Origin of the sequence: Methylococcus capsulatus (genome assembly GCF_036864975.1) — a bacterium.
GTDB lineage: Bacteria > Pseudomonadota > Gammaproteobacteria > Methylococcales > Methylococcaceae > Methylococcus.
In genome coordinates, this window is record NZ_CP104311.1 from 684,311 (window position 1) to 703,401 (window position 19,091).

Annotated in this window: 17 protein-coding genes; 6 read left to right on the forward strand and 11 right to left on the reverse strand. The window is 63.3% G+C overall.

Features of this window, described 5'->3' with window-relative positions:
* Window positions 1-354 precede the first annotated feature (354 nt).
* Window positions 355-3,066, forward strand: coding sequence for an MMPL family transporter (locus N4J17_RS03175; protein WP_198323004.1), 2,712 nt, complete (start codon window positions 355-357; stop codon window positions 3,064-3,066).
* A gap of 33 nt (window positions 3,067-3,099) precedes the next feature.
* Window positions 3,100-3,336 (forward strand): DUF1902 domain-containing protein, encoded by a 237-nt coding sequence (locus tag N4J17_RS03180; protein ID WP_198323003.1) that lies wholly within the window; start codon window positions 3,100-3,102, stop codon window positions 3,334-3,336.
* A 227-nt stretch (window positions 3,337-3,563) separates the two neighbouring features.
* On the opposite strand, the gene N4J17_RS03185 is transcribed toward N4J17_RS03180, so the two are convergent.
* Both N4J17_RS03185 and N4J17_RS03190 read right to left on the reverse strand, forming a co-directional pair.
* Window positions 3,564-4,742 carry a helix-turn-helix transcriptional regulator gene (locus N4J17_RS03185; protein WP_198323002.1) on the reverse strand — a complete coding sequence of 393 codons (1,179 nt, stop codon included), beginning with the start codon at window positions 4,740-4,742 and terminating at the stop codon, window positions 3,564-3,566.
* 170 nt (window positions 4,743-4,912) lie between these two features.
* Entirely contained in the window at window positions 4,913-6,061 is a 1,149-nt protein-coding gene (locus tag N4J17_RS03190; RefSeq protein ID WP_198323001.1) for a choice-of-anchor tandem repeat GloVer-containing protein, read from the reverse strand.
* Between the two features lie 84 nt (window positions 6,062-6,145).
* On the opposite strand from N4J17_RS03190, the gene N4J17_RS03195 reads away from it, so the two are divergent.
* Together N4J17_RS03195 and N4J17_RS03200 are read left to right on the forward strand one after the other, a co-directional pair.
* A complete protein-coding gene (locus N4J17_RS03195) occupies window positions 6,146-6,487 on the forward strand; it encodes a hypothetical protein (RefSeq protein ID WP_198323000.1) in 342 nt (113 codons plus the stop codon).
* A 174-nt stretch (window positions 6,488-6,661) separates the two neighbouring features.
* Window positions 6,662-8,548: a TonB-dependent receptor plug domain-containing protein gene (locus N4J17_RS03200; RefSeq protein ID WP_198322999.1), complete on the forward strand. Its 1,887-nt coding sequence runs from the start codon at window positions 6,662-6,664 to the stop codon at window positions 8,546-8,548.
* A gap of 65 nt (window positions 8,549-8,613) precedes the next feature.
* On the opposite strand, the gene N4J17_RS03205 is transcribed toward N4J17_RS03200, so the two are convergent.
* Together N4J17_RS03205 and N4J17_RS03210 are read right to left on the reverse strand one after the other, a co-directional pair.
* A complete protein-coding gene (locus tag N4J17_RS03205; RefSeq protein ID WP_198322998.1) occupies window positions 8,614-9,963 on the reverse strand; it encodes a nicotinate phosphoribosyltransferase in 1,350 nt (449 codons plus the stop codon).
* Window positions 9,960-10,556, reverse strand: coding sequence for a nicotinamidase (locus N4J17_RS03210; protein WP_198322997.1), 597 nt, complete (start codon window positions 10,554-10,556; stop codon window positions 9,960-9,962). The genes N4J17_RS03205 and N4J17_RS03210 overlap by 4 nt, the downstream gene beginning before the upstream one ends.
* A 66-nt stretch (window positions 10,557-10,622) precedes the next feature.
* Here N4J17_RS03210 and N4J17_RS03215 point away from each other — a divergent pair, with 66 nt between their 5' ends.
* Complete coding sequence (locus tag N4J17_RS03215) at window positions 10,623-10,934, forward strand: zinc ribbon domain-containing protein (protein WP_232470466.1); 312 nt, start codon at window positions 10,623-10,625, stop codon at window positions 10,932-10,934.
* A gap of 18 nt (window positions 10,935-10,952) precedes the next feature.
* Here the strand turns inward: N4J17_RS03215 and N4J17_RS03220 are convergent, their stop codons facing one another.
* Window positions 10,953-11,726, reverse strand: coding sequence for a DUF4410 domain-containing protein (locus tag N4J17_RS03220; protein WP_198322996.1), 774 nt, complete (start codon window positions 11,724-11,726; stop codon window positions 10,953-10,955).
* Here N4J17_RS03220 and N4J17_RS03225 point away from each other — a divergent pair.
* Window positions 11,725-11,997: a hypothetical protein gene (locus tag N4J17_RS03225; protein ID WP_198322995.1), complete on the forward strand. Its 273-nt coding sequence runs from the start codon at window positions 11,725-11,727 to the stop codon at window positions 11,995-11,997. The genes N4J17_RS03220 and N4J17_RS03225 overlap by 2 nt on opposite strands.
* Window positions 11,998-12,089: 92 nt before the next feature.
* Here N4J17_RS03225 and N4J17_RS03230 read toward each other — a convergent pair whose 3' ends face one another.
* From N4J17_RS03230 to pepP, 6 genes are all read right to left on the reverse strand, one after another.
* Window positions 12,090-12,923 carry a hypothetical protein gene (locus tag N4J17_RS03230; protein WP_198322994.1) on the reverse strand — a complete coding sequence of 278 codons (834 nt, stop codon included), beginning with the start codon at window positions 12,921-12,923 and terminating at the stop codon, window positions 12,090-12,092.
* On the reverse strand, window positions 12,920-13,354 hold the full coding sequence (locus N4J17_RS03235) for a DUF29 domain-containing protein (RefSeq protein WP_198322993.1): 435 nt from the start codon (window positions 13,352-13,354) through the stop codon (window positions 12,920-12,922). Before N4J17_RS03235 ends, N4J17_RS03230 begins: the two co-directional genes overlap by 4 nt.
* A gap of 58 nt (window positions 13,355-13,412) precedes the next feature.
* The gene (pntB, locus tag N4J17_RS03240) at window positions 13,413-14,810 is read right to left on the reverse strand and encodes a Re/Si-specific NAD(P)(+) transhydrogenase subunit beta (RefSeq protein ID WP_198322992.1); all 1,398 of its coding nucleotides are present in this window, start codon (window positions 14,808-14,810) and stop codon (window positions 13,413-13,415) included.
* 18 nt (window positions 14,811-14,828) lie between these two features.
* Window positions 14,829-16,367 carry a Re/Si-specific NAD(P)(+) transhydrogenase subunit alpha gene (locus tag N4J17_RS03245; protein ID WP_198322991.1) on the reverse strand — a complete coding sequence of 513 codons (1,539 nt, stop codon included), beginning with the start codon at window positions 16,365-16,367 and terminating at the stop codon, window positions 14,829-14,831.
* Window positions 16,368-16,573: 206 nt separating this feature from the next.
* Window positions 16,574-17,779: a 2-octaprenyl-6-methoxyphenyl hydroxylase gene (gene ubiH, locus N4J17_RS03250; protein WP_198322990.1), complete on the reverse strand. Its 1,206-nt coding sequence runs from the start codon at window positions 17,777-17,779 to the stop codon at window positions 16,574-16,576.
* Window positions 17,776-19,086, reverse strand: coding sequence for a Xaa-Pro aminopeptidase (gene pepP / locus N4J17_RS03255; RefSeq protein ID WP_198322989.1), 1,311 nt, complete (start codon window positions 19,084-19,086; stop codon window positions 17,776-17,778). Before pepP ends, ubiH begins: the two co-directional genes overlap by 4 nt.
* Between the last annotated feature and the right edge of the window lie 5 nt (window positions 19,087-19,091).

The following is a 19,091-nucleotide window of genomic DNA, read 5'->3' on the forward strand; positions in this document are numbered from 1 at the left end:
GGAGAATCTGTTCAAAGGCTACGCGAAACGTGGCCGACTCGGCTCTTGATTTTCTTCCCGTCAGACCGCGCTGAGCATCGCAGCTTTCGGCGAGAATAGCCCCAAGGGGAGCGCAGGGAGGCGGCTCGTCCATGGCGGGGCAGGAGCCCCTTCGATGGACCCTCGCCGCAAGCGAGAAGCGCAAGGGATTTTGCAGTCTCCGGGCGGTTTTTCTTTGGTTATTTTTCTTTTGTACGTACAAAAGAAAGTAACCCGACCGTGGGTTCGGATACCCACATTCAAAACGCCTCGCGCAGCGTTTCATTATCAGATTCTCATAGCGCCATCGTCCCGAAATACAAAAGGAGGCACGTTTTGATCACGCGAAAAATACGCCTGCGGACCCGCATTGACCGCCTATTGTCCGTCTGGTTCTATTTTTCGATGCGCCATGCTATGGCGGTGATCCTTATTTCGATCCTCGCCGCCGCGGCCGCCGTAAACTACACGCTCCACCACCTCCGCATCAACACCTACCCCGGCAACGTCCTGTCGGACGAACTGCCGTGGCGCCAGGACAAACTGGCCTACGAAAGGGCCTTCCCTCAGTTCCGTGATTCCATCGTCATCGTCCTCGACGCCCCGACGCCGGACCAGGCGCAGGATGCGGCGGCCAAGCTTTATTACCGGCTGCGCGAAGATTCCGCACAATTCGAATGGGTGTTCTATCCGCCGGAAAGCCGGTTTTTCCGCGACAACGGCCTGCTGTTCAAAGACGTCGCGGACCTGGAAAAACTGTCCGATCACCTGGCCAAGGTGCAGCCGTTCATCGCGGAGGTATCCGCAGACCGGAGCCTGCGCGGCGTGTTTTCGCTTCTGGAGCGAGCCCTGAGCACAGGGGAAGACAAGGACATCGATTTCGCCACCGTGTTCGACCGGATTGCCTCGGCGCTCCGTGGCCAACTGGATGGCTCCGGGACGCCGCTGTCCTGGAGCGACCTGATGGCCGGCGAGGACGCCAAGCCCGCCGACAGGCGCGCGCTGCTGGAGGTCATGCCGCGGATCGAATACAACTCGCTGGCGCCCGGCGAAAACCTGATGGCGGCGATCCGTCGGACCGGCAAGGAACTGGACTTGGACGAAAGCGGCGTGACCATGCGGCTCACCGGTGCCGCCGCCTTGTCCGTGGCCGAACTCAAGAGCGCCAGCATCGGCGCCCAGATGGCAAGCCTCGGCTCATTCCTGGGGGTCAGCCTGGTCATGCTGATCGGGTTGCGGTCGCTGTGGCTGGTGCTGGCCGTGCAGATCGGTCTGGTGCTCGGGCTGATCTTCACCGCCGCCTTCGCCGCCGTGGCGATCGGTCAGCTCAATCTGATTTCGGTCGCCTTCGCGGTGATGTACATCGGCATCGGCGCCGATTACGCCATTTATCTGAGCCTGCGTTACCGCGAGCTGGCCTGCCGTTCGCACAGCCACCGTAGCGCCTTGAAACGCGCCGTCCGCCACGTCGGCGGTTCGCTGGAAATCGGCACACTCACCACCGCCGTGGGCTTTTTCTGTTTCGTGCCGACCAGCTATCGTGGCGTCGCCGAGCTGGGGATCATTTCCGGCGCCGGCATGTTCATCAGTCTGCTGGTCACGCTCGCCATCCTGCCGGCTTTCCTTGGCCTGCGACGCCCCTGTCCTTACCTCGGCCCCCATGCAGGCCATGGCGAGCTGCCGCTGTGGCAGCGGAATCTCCTGACGTTTCCGCTGCGCCATTCGCGGAGTGTTCTGCTCACCGCGGCCGTCGCCGCCGCTCTTGCCTTCGTGCCACTGAAGTCGGCGCGCTTCGACCAGAATCCGCTCAACCTCCAGGACCCCACCGCCGAATCGGTCCGGACCTTCCGCGAACTGCTGGCCGACGGCTTCGATTCACCGTGGTTCCTGGCGGCGCTGGCCAGGGATGGCGGAGAAGCTGCGGCCATGAAGCGGCGACTGGAAAGACTGCCGGTGGTGGATAAGGTCCTGACACTCGAGAGTTTCGTGCCGGAAGACCAGGACGAAAAACTGGACCTGGTCGACCAGATGGCGCTGACCCTGGGGCCGCTGCCGGCATCGGGCGAAACCAAGCCGCGGCCCGCGCCCGACGAGGAGGCCGCAGCCGTGCGCCGGTTCCTGGCGACCCTTGCGGCTCACCTCTCGGCCCACCCCGACGTCGCCGGCGCGCCGGCCGGCTTCCGCCTCGCCGTGGAACAGGCCCGGCTGGCCGAACGCATCCAGTCCACGCAAGGCGAGGCCCGCACCGAAACCGTGGCGCGGCTGTCGCAGGCCCTGGTGGGCGGGCTCGGCAGCCAGTTGGACCGGCTGGCGGATGCTCTGAAGGCCCGCCGGGTCGATATTGGCGACCTGCCGGACGACTTCCGCTCCCGCTGGATTACCAAGGATGGCATCCAGCGGGTCGAAATCCGGCCGAAAGAGGACCTCCACGACCCGCAAGCCATGCGCCGGTTCGTGGACCAGGTCCGGCGGGTGGTGCCGCACGCCACCGGGGTGCCGGTGCTGTTCCTCGAATCCAGCGACGCGGTGGTGACGGCCTTCCTGCAGGCCTTCGCCTACGCCATCGTAGCGATCATCGTGATCCTGTTCCTGACCATGGAGAAAAAAATCGACGTGCTGCTGGTCCTGATACCGCTGCTGCTGGCCTCCCTGCTGACGGGAGCGGCAATGGCGCTGGCGAGGGTCCCCTTCAACTTCGCCAACATCATCGCTCTGCCGCTGGTCTTCGGCATGGGAGTGGATAACTGCATCCACATGGTCCACCGCTTCCGCACCGCGCCGCCGAAGGACGGCATCCTCCTGCACACCAGCACCGCCCTGGCTGTCGTGCTGAGCGCACTCACCAACATCAGCGGCTTCGGCAACCTCGCAGTGTCGCCCCATCTCGGCATGGCCAGCATGGGGATCATGCTGAGCATTGGCATCCTCGCCACGCTCTTGTGCAGCATGATCGTGCTGCCGGCGCTGCTGGCGCAGACGGAGCATCTGGGGCGATTGAAACGATTTCCTTGTGATCGAACGCGTGAGAAGACTCCCGGCTTAAAATGAACCAATGGCCAATTTGCTGAACAGGGGCACAACATGCGCAAGATCCTTTTTATTCGGGCCGAACGGGACGATGAGGCGGAAGTCTGGGTAGCCACGTCCGACGACGTAGCGGGGCTCGCCACGGAAGCCGAAACACTGGAAGCCCTGTCATCGAAGTTGGAAAACCTGGTGCCCGAACTGCTCGATGCGAACCACTATCCAGAAGGCCCTGAAGTGCCATTCGGACTGCTGGTCCGGAAATTTTCGGTGGCGCACCGAGCCATGCACTGATGGGCAACCGTTTCACACCTGAAATCAAACGGATATTGCTCGAAGCAGGCTGTCACTTCGTCCGGGGAGGAAAAGGCGATCATGACATCTGGTTTTCTCCCCATACCGGCATCCCTCACCGTTGACCAAAAGATCGAGTCGCACCATACGGCAAACGCCGTGCTCAAACAGGCCGGCCTGCCCAAGCGATTCTGAAGACGAGCGGGAATCGGCCCCGGAAGCCGGGATCAGGGCGAACGGCTGGCGGCCAGCGCCATCCGGACCAGTTCGGTAAGGCGGCGGACGCCGGTTTTCTGGCGGATATGCTGGATGTGGGAGCGGACCGTGGCGACGCTCACGCGCAGGGTCGCCGCGATAGCCTCGGGCGTCGCTTCATCCATCAGCCCGAGCAGCACGGACTGCTCCGCCGCAGTCAGTTGGAACAGCCCGCAGAACGATCGCAGCGCGTCCTCGTTGATCCCGCGGCAATTCTCGATCACCAGCAGATAGCGCGCCTGCAGCGATGGCAGCCCCAGCACGGAGACTTCGCCCAGCGGAGCGACCAGGGCGCTGAGCGTTTCGCCCGCCTCGCCCGGCTTGGCAAGGGTAAAGGCGACTCGTGCGTGCCGGCCCTGATCCGCCAGGGCTAAAGCTGCATCGAGATCCGGATAGGCCCGTGCGCCGAGCGCGATGACCCGGCCATGGCGGATCTTGACCGGCGCCGGGCTGAAATCCAGCAGCCGCTGAGCCGCCGGATTGCAATGCAGAATCCTGCATCCAGCATCGAGCACGAAAACGGCATGGCTGAGCCCGGCGATCACCGACTCCTTGAGAACGCCGCCGCGATCCAGCACACCCAACCGGAAAGCGATCCGGAATGCCCGGTTGAGGTGCCTTGAGATGCTTTGCAGCCTCAGGCGGTCTACCTCCTCGAAACCTTCCGAGCCGACGCCGCGGAAAAAGCAGAGCACGACATGCGGCGTATCGGACTCCGCGTCCCATAAGTTGCTGCAAAGCACATCGCCGATGTCCTGCCCGACCAGCCAGTCGTTGTAGAACGCGCTCCGGACCAGCTCCCGCCGCTCCACCAGCATGCCGCCGGCGAGCGTGTGGCCGCCTTCGGCCAGGTTCTTGTCGCGCGCCGCCTGAACCCAGACGTCGCGCTCGCCCCAGTAAGCCTGGTAGTTCTTGCCGTAGTCGGCGGAAATATTGTGGCTGAGCAGAAACGGGTTGGCGTAGTCGGTCAGCTTGAAACCGATCAGATTGAACGCGCTCGCATCGAGGTGGATGCGCAGATGATCGAGCGTTTCCTGCCAGCTTTCCGGATTCAGGGCTGACTCGTAGATGGCCTGGACCAGTTCATCGTAATCCGGGCCGGCCCGCCCCTCGGCAGGCGCGGTTTCCGGCTTTGAATCTTTCCCGCTCATAAGGCCTTCCGCATGAGACGCCCGATTTACCCGAATGGCTCGAAAGCGCCTGACCGGCCAGCCCCTGATCCGAACCGGAACCTATTACACTATTTTTCTTGCTACTCCTTCAATCCGAAAAAACGTGCGGCTCATCCGGACGCCATTGGCGGATTGCCTTCGGCATCGCCCTACAGCCCGAAAATCGCGGCGAGGCCCGGATAGATGCCAGGGCTGCGCTTGAAGTCGTGGAGCACGCTATAACCGTTGGCCGGGTCGATCCGGTACACCGTGCCGATGTTGGAACTGCCACCGTTAGCCGTGGTGCCGTAGATCGCGCCATCCGGACCGAGGGTGATGCCGGCGTAGGGGTACGCCCCTTGAGCCCCATCGAATTCGTGCAGGATGCCAAAACGCCCGTCAGGGCCGATGCAGTATACGGTCCCGGCGCCCGCGCGGCCGCCTCCGCGCGTGGTGCCGTAAAGTCCCCCTTTTCCGAACGCTACGGCGGCGAAAGGCTGGGCTCCCTCCTTCCCATCGAAGTGGTGTAAAACGCCGAAACGGCCATCGGGGAGGAGACGGTAGATCGTGCCGGCGTTCGAACGCCCGCCGCCGACGGTGGCGCCGTAGAACGCGCCGTCCGGACCGGCAACCAGTCCGGCATACGGACTGGCGCCGCGCTTGAGGTCGAAAGTGTGCACTACGCGGAAACGGCCGCCCGGGTCGATCCGGTACACCAGACCGGCCCCCAGCCCGCCGCCGCTCCAGGCGGTGCCGTAAAGGGTCCCGTCCGGCGCGAATGCCGGAGCGCCGTAAGGGTTGGCGCCGGCGGTTCCGTCGAAATGATGCAGGACGCCGAAGCCGCCGTCGGGATGGATACGGTACACGGTGCCGTGACCCGCATGGGCGCCGGTCCAGGCCGCGCCGTACAATGCGCCGTCCGGCCCCAGCTTGACGGGCGCGTAGTGGTTCGCCCCGTGCAAGCGCTCGAAGTCGTGCAGGATGCCGAAGCGTCCGGCGGAATCGATCCGGTAGACCGTACCCTGGTCCGATTCGCCGCCGTTCACGGTGGTACCGTAGAGCGTCCCGTCGGGGCCGAAGGCCGGAGCAGCGTAAGGATTCGAACCGTGCGCCCCGTCGAAGTCGTGCAGCACGCGGAAGGCGCCATCCAGGCCGAGCCGGAACACCGTGCCGCGGTCGGCGCTGCCGCCGCGCCAGGTCGTCCCGTAAAGCGCGCCGTCCGGGCCGAAGCTTACCGCGGCGTAGGGATGCGCGCCACGCGCCATGTCGAAGTCGCAGCACACGCCCGCGACGGCGCTAGGGGCTGCGACACGACCCATACCCGCGTGTTGCTCTCCACCGGAAGTACCGTCTTCGGTACAGTGGCCGTGTGGGGCCGGAGCACCCGGCGACGTGTCAAGAAAATGAGCGGCGTTCATAGTAAGGCCCGGGAAGTTTGCGGATTGCTCGCTTCGGAAATGGCTGGCCGCGCCCTCAGCAGCGGGGATACGACCGAGGCCGCGAAGCACGAAGGCTTGAAAGAAGGCATGTTCATCTCTCCGTTCATGGTGTTTTCTCGTTCATTGCCGGGTTCCACCCGATCTTTGTCGTTCCTGGCCGGGCCGGTGCGGCGCTCGCGAAGCGCCGGCCCATACGGCAGCCAAGCTACCACCGCGGTTTCCTCCCGCACATCATCCAAATGGATGATGATTTCTTCGGTGATTTGTGATAAGGGGTACAGGCATCAGTCCTTAGCCTTGCGCTGAGCGAAGCCGAAGCGGGAGCCGAAAGGTCCGCCCCACGGTGCCGCGGATCGGCGCCATCCCGCCCGCAACAGATTGAGGTTCTCAACAGGTCGGGATAGACTTCGGCCCCATGTGCCGGCGCGATCCGAGCGGCGAGGCATTCCACTTACAACTATAAGAAAGGAGAATCGCTCTATGAGCTTGCGGGCTGAAGTCATCGGCTTGCTGACGGCCATGGCAAGCCTGTCAGCCACGGCCAATGAGCAAACGCAGGAAGACGAGCAGAAATCCATCGTCCACCTGAGCCCGCTGGTGGTGTCCGGCACCCTGAGCTATCCCTTCGGCCACCAGACGGACGACCACGCCGTCACCGCCCTCGACAACCAGGCGCTGATCCGCTCCGGCAAACGGGGGCTGGAAGAAACACTGCAGGGCTTTCCCAGCCTCAACATGCTCACGGTGCCTGCCGGCGGGGTGGCATCCCTCACCTTGCGCGGCGCCAGCGGCTACGGCCTGATCCAGATCGACGGCATCCCCCTGCCGATCAGCAACACCGGCCAGTTCAACCTTGCTGGGATGCCGGCGGAAGCCTTCGAGAATTCAGAGATGATCCGCGGTTCCGGCGCCGTGCTCTACGGCAGCCATGCCCTGGGCGGACTGATCCGGCTGTCGACCCGCGACCTGCTCGCCACCACCGGTTCGGCCCACATCGAAGGCGGCAGTTTCGGCGCTCTGCGCGACACCGTGGCCGGAAGCTGGGCCGGCGACCACGGCCGGATCAGCGGCACCTACAGCCGGGACGATTTCTTCGACGGCACGCCCTATGTCAATCCGCAATTCGGGGACGGCTACCGCAAACCGGCCAACGCCAGCCTCGCCACCCTGCGCGGCAGCGCCAAACTGGGCGATGTGGGGGAAACCGAGAGCAGCCTGGTGTATTCCGACTCCCACAGCGGCTATGGCAAGTACGTCCTTACGCCGGAGCACGTCCTTGATTTCGTGGACGACCCCAACGCCTTCATCGACCAGGAAACCTGGCTGGCGCAGAACCGCAGCCGCGTCGCGCTCCACGACCATTGGCAGAGCGGGCTTCAGTTCGGTTTCACCCAGCAACAAAAGACGGTGCGCTCCGGCACCGTCGAGACCGGCATGCTCGCCCATACCTATCTGGTGCGCTGGGAGAACCTGCACCAGTGGATCACGCCGGATACCGGCACCTGGCGCCTGACCTGGGGCGGCGAAGGCTGGTACGAGGACGGCTCCACACCGGATGGCCGGTACGGCGGCCAGCGCGCCACCGGTGTAGCCGTCGGGCGCCTGGAAGTGAAGTCCGACCGCTACTCGGGCGTGGTCGGCTTCCGTACCGACAGCTACGAGCAGTACGGCGTCCACACCACGTTCCACGCCGGCAGCCAGTACCGGCTACTGCCCGAATTCGCGGTCTTCGCGGACGGCGGCATCGGTTACCGCCTGCCCAGTTTCCCCGAACTGCTCACGCCTTTCATCGGCAACCCCACCCTGCGTCCCGAGCAGGGCGCCAGCGGCCAGGCGGGATTCAACTGGGACGTCACCGGCTCCACCCAGCTTTCCCTGACCGGCTTCTACAACCGCTTCGACGACCTGATCATCCTGGCCCGGCTGCCCATCGGCCTCTACCGCTCGGAAAACATTCCCCACACCCGCATCATGGGCCTGGAGATGCAAGGCGACACGGCCTGGAACGCGCAATTCAGCAGCGGCATCGACTACACCTTGAGCTCGAACGAAAACCTGGACACCGGCGCCCCGCTGCCGCACCGCCCCGACAACATCGGCCGCTTCTGGACCGAATGGCGCGGCCACACCTGGCCCCTGCGCCTCTGGACCGAAGCCATCTACCGCGGCGCGAGCTACTCCGACGGCCGCAACATCCGCATAGGCGACGCCCTGCTCATCAACATGACGCTGAACTACATCGTCGATCCCCGCCTCACCCTCTACGTCCGCGGCGAAAACATCACCAACAACCAGACCTCCGACACCTACATCCTCGGCGTCCCCGGCGCCGCGATGTATGGAGGGATACGGGCAAGTCTGCCCTGACCGGGTGCGATCATTTCACTTCGGGCCCCTGCCTGTTCGACATGATCAGGTTTCCAGCGGCCCCGTCAGTTATGGCCATCCATCACCTGCACCAAGCTCTTCAATCGCCCGGCGATTTCGACTGGATAAGCCGGCGCCGGTGCCAGCCGGCGTAACGCTTCCGGCAGGCGACCGAGCTGCTCGAGCGCACGGGTTCTGAGCGTTTGCAGCGATGGGCTCGCTGCGAGCCGGCGGCCATTGCGCATCACCGGACGCAGCAGGGGCTCCCCCGGCTGCGCGTCGTCCACTAACGTCAGGCTGTCCCTCTGCAATTTCCCCTCTCCGTCGTAATAACGGTAAACCTGTTTCCGGCCGGGCCAGGTCGCCTTGCCTTCCGAGCGCTTGCGCCGGGGAATGCCGGCGTATTCCTGGAGTTTGTAGGCGCAGTCGAGATAAGGTGCATCGGACGAGGTATCCATGCGGGTGCCGATGCCGTAGCCATCGATCGGCACGGCTTCCTCGGTGTGCCTGGCCAGCAGGTATTCGTCGAGGCTGCCGCTGGCGAAGATGCTGACATGGCCGAGGCCGCCCCGATCGAGGATATTCCGGACCCGGCGGGCGTGCTCGGCCAAGTCGCCGCTGTCCAGGCGCACGCCTTGGATGCGGATTCCTTTGGCCGCCAAGCGTTCGGCCAGGGGGATGAGCTTTTCCGCCCCGGCTTCGGTGTCGTAGGTGTCGATCAGCAGCACCAGATTGTCCGGCTGTGCCAGGGCGAAATGCTCGAAGGCGGTGAGCTCGTCGTCATGGGCCTGAACGAAGGAATGGGCCATGGTGCCATACAACGGGATGCCCCAAAGCCGGCCGGCGAGCACGTCAGAGGTGCCGGCGAAGCCGGCGAGACAGGCGGCGCGGGCTGCCAGGAGTCCTGCCTCGGCGCCGTGGGCGCGGCGCAGGCCGAAATCGATGAGCAGTTTGCGCGGCGCGGCCAAGGTCATTCGCGCCGCTTTAGATGCGATGAGGGTCTGGAAATGCAGCAGGTTGATCAGCCGGGTTTCGGCCAGCTGCGCCTGGGGAAGTGGCGCCGTCACCCGCAATATCGGTTCGCCGGGAAAGCACACCGTGCCTTCCGCCATGGCATCGACGTCGCCCGTGAAGCGCAGCTCGGCCAGGGCGTCGAGGAAATCCGGTGCGAACCGTCCGGTGGTGCGCAGCCACTCGATCTCTTCGGGCCGAAACCGCATGCCTTCCAGGAAATCCAGTGCCTGTTCCAGCCCGGCCGCGACCAGGAAGTTGCGCTTGGGCTCGGCTCCGCCGGGAAATTTGCGCACGAAGAATTCGAACACCGCAGTCCCGTTCATGCGTTGGGCATGATAGCCCTGCAGCATGGTCAACTGATAGAAGTCGGTGAGCAGGACGCTGTCGATCGGCAGACTCATGCGAAATCCTTGCATCCGGCAAATACTGCACCTTCCTCCCTCATCCGAGCCAACGCGCGGCGGCCGTCTTCCGGCTCCACGTCCACGGCACGCACGGCATCTTCGAGAACGACGACTTCGAAGCCCAAGCGCCGGGCGTCAAGCACGGTGTGCAACACGCAGTAGTCGGTCGCCAGACCGCCGATGAACAAACGGCGAACGCCGATTTCCTGCAGAAGGTACGCCAGATCCGTGCCTTCAAAACTGGAATAGGCCTCCTTATCCGGCCATGTCGCCTGGGATACGATGGGAACGTCCTCGGGCAGGGCGAGCCCGGACGCGAATTCCGCCCCCCGGCTACCGGCCACGCAATGCGGAGGCCAGGGCCCGCCCTGGGCGTGGAACGAGCAATGGTCCGGCGGATGCCAGTCGCGCGTGGCGATGACGGGCAATCCTTCCTGGACGAAGCGTGCGATGTATTGATTCAGGACCGGAATCACCTCGTCCCCACCTGGGACGGCGAGGCTACCGCCCGGCAGAAAGTCGTTCTGTACGTGGACCACGATCAAAGCATCGCCCGGCGAAAGGCGGAATCCGTCAGTCTTGGTGTTCATTTCAGCCACTCCATCACGATGAACAGATGATACGCCGGAGCGGGCGCGGACGGATTGAGTTTTCCGGTGTCTGCCCCTATAAATGCCGCATTCGTGGAATGCAGGAAGGAAAACGCCGTGCCGAAATACGACTATTTTTGTGAAGCGAACGACCGGGTCGTGGAAGTGAGCCATCCGATGAACGAACGCCTGACAACCTGGGGCGAAGTGTGTGAGCGCGCCGGGCTGTCGGCGGGCAATACCCCACCCGACACGCCGGTCAAGAAGCTGATCACCGGTGGCGGCGTCGTGCGCGCCGGCGCCCTCAAGAATCCGGAAGCGCCCCCCTGTCAGAGCGGCGCCCCCTGCTGCGGCGCTGGCACCTGCGGATTCAACTGACGGGCAGCGCCGGCGTTTTCAGCGCGCGCCCTGCTTGCTCCCCGCCTCGTATTCGAACTTCTGCCGGTATTTCAGGATTTCGTCTACGATCTGTTCCGCGGTCTTTTCGATGTCCTTGCTGGTCGCATTTTTCTCCATCACGAACTTGGCGGCGGCGACGTAGGGGTTCATGGTCACGACCGCGCCCGGCATCTTGGAAGGATCCTTCACCGCGCCGAACACGATGAAGTGCTGACGCGGATCCTTGGCGGCGAGATCGCTCACGCCGACCTGCACGTCCATGGAGGTCGCCCCGGCGCCGAAACCGATCACGGCGCGCTTGAGCCGGCTGCCTTCGTCGACTTCGGTGAACATGCCTTGCACCAGCCAGCCCTCGCGCGGTAATGCTCCGCCGGTGGAAGCGATGCGCCGCGCCGGGAACCCCTTGTCCGACAGGCCATTCACCAACGCGGCCGCCATGGTGTCGACGATTTCCCGGGCCCGCTCGTCGGGAGTTTTAGCACCGAAGGGATTCACCATGCGCTGACCGAGCCCGCCCAGTAACCCCTGGCGCGAGGATTGCGACGGGCCCGGCAGCAATCCCCTGACGCCGGGATCACCCTGGATGTTTTCGGCATCCAGCGCGAAATCGGCGACATACACCATCCTCGGCCCTTCGCCGGGTTTGACTGGGCCAAGCTTTTCGTTGCGAACCTCCACGCCACCGAGGAGATTCCGGGAGCGATCCGCTCCGCAACCACCGACCGCTACACCTAAACAGACCAGGAACAAAAGCGAAGTCCGGCGTTTCATGTGCGTTTCCTGGAGATTTCAAAAAACTGAGGCATTCGAGCATTTTCCTGCCATCGCCCGAAGGCGGCGGATGCTTGTTGCTGGTGATGCCGATATTCAGCCGACCTACCCTCCGGGCGGTCTCGGGTCTTCCGGTCCGCCGAATCTGGCAGGATTCGTTGAGTTTGCTGAACTGATCGACCAAGGAACACAACCCCGTACCGCATCGAAAACGACAAGCAACGGATCGCTGGCAAGACCGTGGAATGATGCCGTTTTTTATCACGATTGACGGGATATAAAGACAAGGAAACAGGGGTAGACTGATCCGCAACCGCAGGTGCGGATCAGACCGCCATTGCCACCGGTGCTCTTTGATTATTACTAATGGCTCGACTGCTGGCGAACTTTCTCCACCAGATCGATCATGAATTGCTCCAGGGTAATGGCCTTGGAAGATCCCACCGCGCGTCCCGCAAACCCAGCCGCATCACCCATTTGATAACCGGTCATCACAACGGGTTTTCCGATATAGGATCCGGACATTTCGAGTTTTATGGTCACGCCCTTGACAGCAATCCGTACCCCCAAACCGTAAGCACCTTTGATATTGCCACTGGCCAGCACCTTGCCATTGAAAGAATTGCCGGTAATCGTCACCGTGCCTCCAAGCTGCTCGACCAAAGCGATCAGTTCCTGGAAATTCATATCGACCGCAAATTTGGACGAATTAAGCATGGACCAGGTCCCATGCAGTCGAATGGGAGTGCTGCTGTCAAGCGGATTGTTGATCGTCATCACGAAGTTGTTTTGGCTACCCGCCGGCGAGTCGAATTCGAAGGCCAACCCGAGCAGCCCTCCCAGAACGCCCACATTCGGGCTGCTGACGGACATATGGATGATGCCGGGCACTTTTAATTTCAGCACCATAGGGCCGCTCGGCGAATAAACCCCATCCGGCTCCGCCGCGCGGGCCACCCCGGGCAGTAGCGACAGTGAAACTGAAAGGCAGAGCAGCGCAACAACCTGCAGGACTTTCTTGAACATGGCGATTTCCGGATATTTTTTGAGAATCAGCCTTCCGGCACTCTTGGCGCTTACGATCGCTGACATGATATCGAACGGTCCGAGGAAAACCCAACGCCGCCGACCATAGCTCCTGAATGCCGTACCCATCACATAGCAACCACGATCGCAGCCCCCTGCCAGCAAACTCATTCAGGCAGATAATCCGGATCCAGCACCTCCCCGAGGTCGAAAGGCGGCTGTGCCGGGAAGGCTTCCAATGTCAGTCCCGTTTCCATCATGGCGCTGAAACGGGCGTTGTCGTAGGTCTCGAGAAAACAGACGTGGAGGGCGGGCTTCAGGCTCGGGTTGGCATCGATCAGCTTGGCGAGCCGCCTGCGCTGGTCGAGGATGGCTGCCTGCCAGCGCGGCCCGTGAAATTCGGGCTGGTGCACCCATTTCAGTAGATGCGTCAGCAGCACCTCCAGGCGCCGGGTCAGTTGCAGCCGCGCACTCCGACCCATGGCCTCGATCTCCTCGCACAGATGCTCGGTATCCAGTTCAGAGAACCGGCCGGCTTTGAGCAGTTCGGACTGTTGCAGAGTCCAGCCGAAAAAATCACGTTCGTAGAGACTGGCGTTCACACGATGACCCTCTTCGTCAGCAGCGCCGGACGGGAATTCCCGCCCCGCGGATTTCCGCTCATCCTTTCAGGTGCTTCAGGACTTCGTCCAGCATTTTTTTGGCGTCGCCGAACAGCATCCGGTTGTTCTCCTTGTAGAACAACGGGTTGTCGACGCCGGCATAGCCGGATGCCATAGAACGCTTCATGACGATGGAAGTGCCCGCCTTCCAGACCTCCAGCACCGGCATGCCGGCGATGGGGCTGTTGGGGTCTTCCTGGGCAGCGGGATTGACGATGTCGTTGGCGCCGATGACCATGGCCACATCGGTTTTCGGGAAGTCATCGTTGATCTCATCCATTTCCAGCACGATGTCGTAAGGCACCTTGGCTTCGGCCAGCAACACGTTCATGTGTCCGGGCATCCGGCCCGCCACCGGATGGATGGCGAAACGCACGTTGACGCCTTTGTCCCGCAGATACTTGGTGATTTCATACACGGTATGCTGGGCCTGCGCCACCGCCATACCGTAGCCGGGCACCAGGATCACGCTGCGGGCGCTGCGCAACAGCTCCGCAGTTTCCTCGGCACTGATCGGCTGCACCTCGCCCTCCGGCTTCATACCCGCAGCGGCGGTGCCGCCCTCGGTGCCGAAGCCGCCGGCGATGACCGACAGGAAGTGGCGATTCATGGCGCGGCACATGATGTAAGACAGGATCGCACCGGATGAGCCCACCAGCGCCCCGGTGACGATCAGGAGATCGTTCGACAGCATGAAACCCGTGGCCGATGCGGCCCAGCCGGAATAGCTGTTGAGCATGGACACCACCACGGGCATGTCGGCGCCGCCGATCGCCATGACCATGTGGATGCCGAACAGCAGTGCGATCCCGGTCATGATACTCAAGGGCACGATGCCGGCGGCACTCGAATCGGCGTCGAGAAACTGTTTGCCGACCAAGATGACGGCGATCAACAGTCCGAGATTGAACCAGTGGCGTCCCGGTATCAGCACCGGTTTGCCGGTGATCTTGCCCGACAGCTTGCCGAAGGCGATGACCGATCCGGAAAAAGTGACGGCGCCGATCAGGATCCCGATGTAGATTTCCGATTCGTGGATGGTCTTCTCGACGCCGCTGAAGTGCGCGCTCGGGTCGAAGTAGTTGGCAAAACCGACCAGCACCGCAGCCAGCCCGACCAGGCTGTGCATCAGAGCCACCAGCTCAGGCATCTCGGTCATCTTGACCTTGATCGCCGCGAACACGCCGATACTGCCGCCGACCAGCATGGCGATCAGGATTGGCACATAGCTCGTGACCTTGGGGCCCAGCAGCGTCGCCAGAATGGCGATGGCCATACCGGCGATGCCGTAGAAATTGCCCCGCCGCGCGGTTTCCGGATGGCTCAGGCCGCCCAGGCTGAGGATGAACAGGATGGTCGCGCCGAGGTAGGCGACCGTAACCAAACCTTCAGACATGATCTTCTCCCGTCCGTATTATTTTCTGAACATGCGCAGCATGCGCTGGGTCACCCAGAAGCCACCCGCCATGTTGACCGTCGTCAGGACGATGGCCAGCCCCGCCAGCGTCAGGATCAGCGTACCGGGCGAGGAAATCTGGATCAGGGCGCCAATCGCGATGATGCTGGAGATGGCATTGGTGACACTCATCAGGGGGGTATGCAACGCCGGTGTTACATTCCAGATCACCATGTAGCCGACGAAGCAGGCGAGTACGAAGACGGTGAAATGTTCCATGAAGGTGGCCGGGGCATTGGCCCCGATCAGATAGAAGATCAATGCACCGATACCGATACCCAGGCCGGTTCGGGCCCAAGCCGGCAGCAGCGGCTTTTTTTCGACCACGACCGGCGGCGCGGCCGTGGCCATCTGCGGTGCCACCGCGCTGATCTTGGGCGGCGGGGGCGGCCAGGTGATGGTCCCGTCTTTGATCACGGTGGTACCGCGGATCACTTCGTCCTCCATGTCCACCACGATGGTACCGTCCTTCTGCGGGCACAGCTCTTCGAGCAGATGCAGCAGGTTGGTGGCATAAAGCGTGCTGGACTGGCGGGCCAGCCGGCTGGGTAGGTCGGTGTAGCCGATGATGGTGACGTCGTGGCGCACGACGACCTCGCCGGGGACGGTCAGCTCGCAGTTGCCGCCCTGCTCGGCCGCCATGTCGACGATCACGCTGCCGGGTTTCATGGACTTGACCATACCGGCGGTGATCAGCTTGGGCGCGGGTTTGCCGGGAATCAGGGCGGTGGTGATGATGACATCGACGTCCATGGCCTGGCGGGCGATCATCTCGGCCTGGGCCTTCTGATAACCTTCACTCATCACCTTGGCGTAACCGCCGACGCCGGTGCCCTCTTCCTGGTAGTCCACCTCGACGAACTCGGCACCCATGGATTTGACCTGGTCTTTCACTTCCGGCCGGGTATCGGTCGCCCGGACGATGGCGCCCAGCCCGCTGGCGGCCCCGATCGCGGCCAAACCCGCCACGCCGGCGCCGATGACGAAGACCTTGGCCGGTGGCACCTTGCCGGCCGCCGTCACTTGGCCACAAAAAAAGCGGCCGAAATGATGGGCCGCTTCGATCACCGCACGGTAGCCGGCGATGTTCGCCATGGAGCTCAAGGCGTCGAGTTTCTGCGCCCGGGATATCCGCGGCACACTGTCCATGGCCAGCACGGTTCCACCCGTGGCGGCGAGCCTGTCCATCAGCTCCGGATTCTGGGCCGGCCAGATGAAACTGATCAGGCAGCCGCCTTCCTTCATCAGTTCGACTTCGGCCAATGAAGGCGCGCGCACTTTGAGGACGATGTCGGAACCCGCCCAAAGATCGGCGGCGTTTTCGACCACGGCAACGCTGGCCTCCCTGAAGGCGTCATCGGAGAAATTCGCCGCGTCCCCGGCGCCCGATTCGACCGCGACCTCGAATCCAAGTTTCATTATTTTCTCGGCCACCTCCGGTGTGGTCGCTACCCGGCGCTCCCCGGGAAAGGTTTCCTTCGGTATTCCAATTCGCATGCAGCCACTCCTTATCCCTGTTCTGGTTGGAAGATGGGCCTCGCATGGAAGCCGTTCGCAAGCGGCGAGCCGTCACCCCGAGGAAACAACCCATCTCATGTGTCTGGATTGACAAAAGCAAATCGGGCGCCGAGCGCCCTCTTCTTTAATACCGGCAAAGCGGAGCCGGGTCAACCCTTTTTCCAAACAGGGAAAAACGGGAGGAATCAGCAGAAGCGGGGCAGACGCTCGGCCAACCCCATGGCGTGGCGGGCCAGCAGGTGCTTGGCCGGAGGCAGGCAATCGAGCGCGAACAGACCGATACTGCGGACCAGCGCGAGCGGTGGGAAATCGGTGGAAAACAGCCGGATCAGGCTGTCGGTGAAGGCGACAGTGCTACTGAGGTCGCGCTGACGTGCCTCGGCATAGCTGTGGAGGAAGGCCGGCTCGCCAATGTCCTCACCAAACCCCTGTTTCACGATCAGGCGCTCGGCGAGCTGGGCGGCATCGCGCAACCCCAGGTTGAAACCCTGCCCCGCCACCGGATGGAGTTGGTGCATGGCATTGCCGATCAGCACCACCCGCTCGTCGGCCATGCGATCGGCGCGGATCAGCTTGAGCGGAAAACTTTGGCGCGGACCGACCGGACCCAGTTTCCCCAGCCAGTAGCCGAAGGCATCCTGCAAGCGGGCCAAGAATTCTGCTTCGGGCACCGCACGCAGTTCCTCGGCATCGGACGGTGTCAGCGTCCATACCACGGAGCAGCGCCGCCGCCCGAGCGGGAGCACGGCCAACGGACCCGACGAAGTGAAGCGCTCGTAGGCGACATTTCGGTGGTCGAGTTCGGTGGTGACTTCGAACACCAGGGCCGTCTGTCTGTATTCGCGGACGATCTGGGGAATTTCCAGCAGCCGGCGGACGGTGGAATCACTTCCGTCGGCGCCGGCGACGAGACGAGCGGACAGCATCAGGGTTTCTTCGCCGCGCCTCAAACTGACGTGAACCGAGTCCGGCCCGGCCCGCAATCCGATCAGGCGGGAGGGCTGAATCAACTCGACCGTCCCCGCCTGCAGGGCCCCAGCCACCGCATCCTCGACATCGCGCGCCGTGACCACATACCCCAAGGCGGCGACGCCTTCCCGTTCGGCGCTGAGTCGGGTCTTGCCGAAATGACCACGGTCCGAGACATGGATGTCGCGAATCGGTGTGGCTTTCGGCTCGACCGCGGCCCAAACGCCCAATGCCTCCAGAATGCGGACAGTGCCCCGGGCCAGCGCCAGGGCACGCGCGCCGGCTGGCGCCGCCTGACGTTCGGATTCCGTACTGCTCTCCACCACGGCCACCTTGAGTGGCGAACCGGCCAAGGCCAAAGCGAGGCTGCCGCCGGCCAGGCCGCCGCCGATGATGAGGACGTCGTAATCGGAAGTCATCATGGCCGCATCAGTGCCTCGATCTCGGCGACCGTCTTGGGCACGCCGGAAGTCAGGATTTCGCATCCGGTTTCGGTCACCAGGACATCGTCTTCGATGCGGATGCCGATGCCCCGGAACCGCGGATCGGCATCCTCGCAGTCCGCCGGCACGTAGAGCCCCGGCTCGACGGTGAGCACCATACCCGGCTCCAACCTGCGCCAGTTGCCGCCGGTCTTGTAGTCGCCCACATCGTGGACGTCCATGCCGAGCCAGTGGCCGGTCCGGTGCATGTAGAACTTCTTGTAGGCTTCACTCTTGATGAGCTTGGCCGGCCTGCCTTTCAGCAACCCGAGGTCGACGAGACCCCGGGTCAGCACTCGCACGGCAGCATCGTGCGGATCATTCCAGCGCTTGCCCGGCCCGACCTGGGCTATCGCCGCCAACTGCGCCTCCAGCACCAGTTCGTACAGGACGCACTGGGCTTCGTTGAAGCGGCCGTTGACCGGGAAGGTCCGGGTGATATCGGCGGCGTAATGGTCGTGCTCGGCACCGGCGTCAATCAGCAACAGATCGCCGTCACGCAGCACCGCATCGTTGGCGGTGTAGTGCAGCGTGCAGGCATTGTTGCCGCCTGCAACGATGCTCGGATAGGCGGGTGAGCGCATGCCGTGACGGGTGAATTCGTGCAGGATTTCCGCCTCGATCTCGTATTCGTACATGCCGGGGCGGCAAACCCGCATGGCCCGCTTGTGTGCCTCGGCGGACACCGCGGCGGCCCGCCGCATCAGGCCAATCTCGTGCTCCGACTTGAACAGCCGCAGCTCGTGCAGGAGCTTGTCGAGGGAGACGAACTGCTCCGGCACGCCGACGCCGCTGCGCGCCCGGCTGCGGATGTGGTTGATCGCCCGCATCACCTGGGCGTCGAATTCGGACTGATGCCCGATCGGGTAATATACCGTTTCGTGGTTTTCCAAAAGGCCCGGCAGTACTGCGTCGAGCTCGGCGATCGGATAGGCTTCGTCCGCTCCGAACACCTCGCGGGCGCCCTCCAGCCCAGCGCTGCGCCCCACCCAGACCGCCATCTTGGCGTCGAATTCACGGCAGAACAGCACGAATTCGCCCTCTTTTCGGCCCGGAACGAATACCGCAAGCGACTCGGGCTCGGCAAAGCCGGTGAGATAGGCGAAATCGCTGTCCTGGCGGTACGGGAACTCCACGTCCCGGTTGCGCACCGCAGCGGGCGCGCCAGCGATCAGGGCAACACTCCGTTTTTTCATGCGCTTGAGCAGACGGCTGCGGCGCTGTTGGAATTCGGACAAAGGCAACATCGGGC

Coding starts and splice junctions, on each gene's coding strand:
- N4J17_RS03205 (WP_198322998.1), bottom strand. CDS start 9,963: ATGAGTCTGCCGATCGACAGCGTCCTGCTCACCGACTTCTATCAGTTG.
- N4J17_RS03210 (WP_198322997.1), bottom strand. CDS start 10,556: ATGAACACCAAGACTGACGGATTCCGCCTTTCGCCGGGCGATGCTTTG.
- ubiH (WP_198322990.1), bottom strand. CDS start 17,779: ATGATGACTTCCGATTACGACGTCCTCATCATCGGCGGCGGCCTGGCC.
- pntB (WP_198322992.1), bottom strand. CDS start 14,810: ATGTCTGAAGGTTTGGTTACGGTCGCCTACCTCGGCGCGACCATCCTG.
- N4J17_RS03225 (WP_198322995.1), top strand. CDS start 11,725: ATGTGCGTTTCCTGGAGATTTCAAAAAACTGAGGCATTCGAGCATTTT.
- N4J17_RS03220 (WP_198322996.1), bottom strand. CDS start 11,726: ATGAAACGCCGGACTTCGCTTTTGTTCCTGGTCTGTTTAGGTGTAGCG.
- N4J17_RS03190 (WP_198323001.1), bottom strand. CDS start 6,061: ATGGGTCGTGTCGCAGCCCCTAGCGCCGTCGCGGGCGTGTGCTGCGAC.
- N4J17_RS03200 (WP_198322999.1), top strand. CDS start 6,662: ATGAGCTTGCGGGCTGAAGTCATCGGCTTGCTGACGGCCATGGCAAGC.
- N4J17_RS03185 (WP_198323002.1), bottom strand. CDS start 4,742: ATGAGCGGGAAAGATTCAAAGCCGGAAACCGCGCCTGCCGAGGGGCGG.
- N4J17_RS03195 (WP_198323000.1), top strand. CDS start 6,146: ATGAGCGGCGTTCATAGTAAGGCCCGGGAAGTTTGCGGATTGCTCGCT.
- pepP (WP_198322989.1), bottom strand. CDS start 19,086: ATGTTGCCTTTGTCCGAATTCCAACAGCGCCGCAGCCGTCTGCTCAAG.
- N4J17_RS03230 (WP_198322994.1), bottom strand. CDS start 12,923: ATGAGTTTGCTGGCAGGGGGCTGCGATCGTGGTTGCTATGTGATGGGT.
- N4J17_RS03180 (WP_198323003.1), top strand. CDS start 3,100: ATGCGCAAGATCCTTTTTATTCGGGCCGAACGGGACGATGAGGCGGAA.
- N4J17_RS03245 (WP_198322991.1), bottom strand. CDS start 16,367: ATGCGAATTGGAATACCGAAGGAAACCTTTCCCGGGGAGCGCCGGGTA.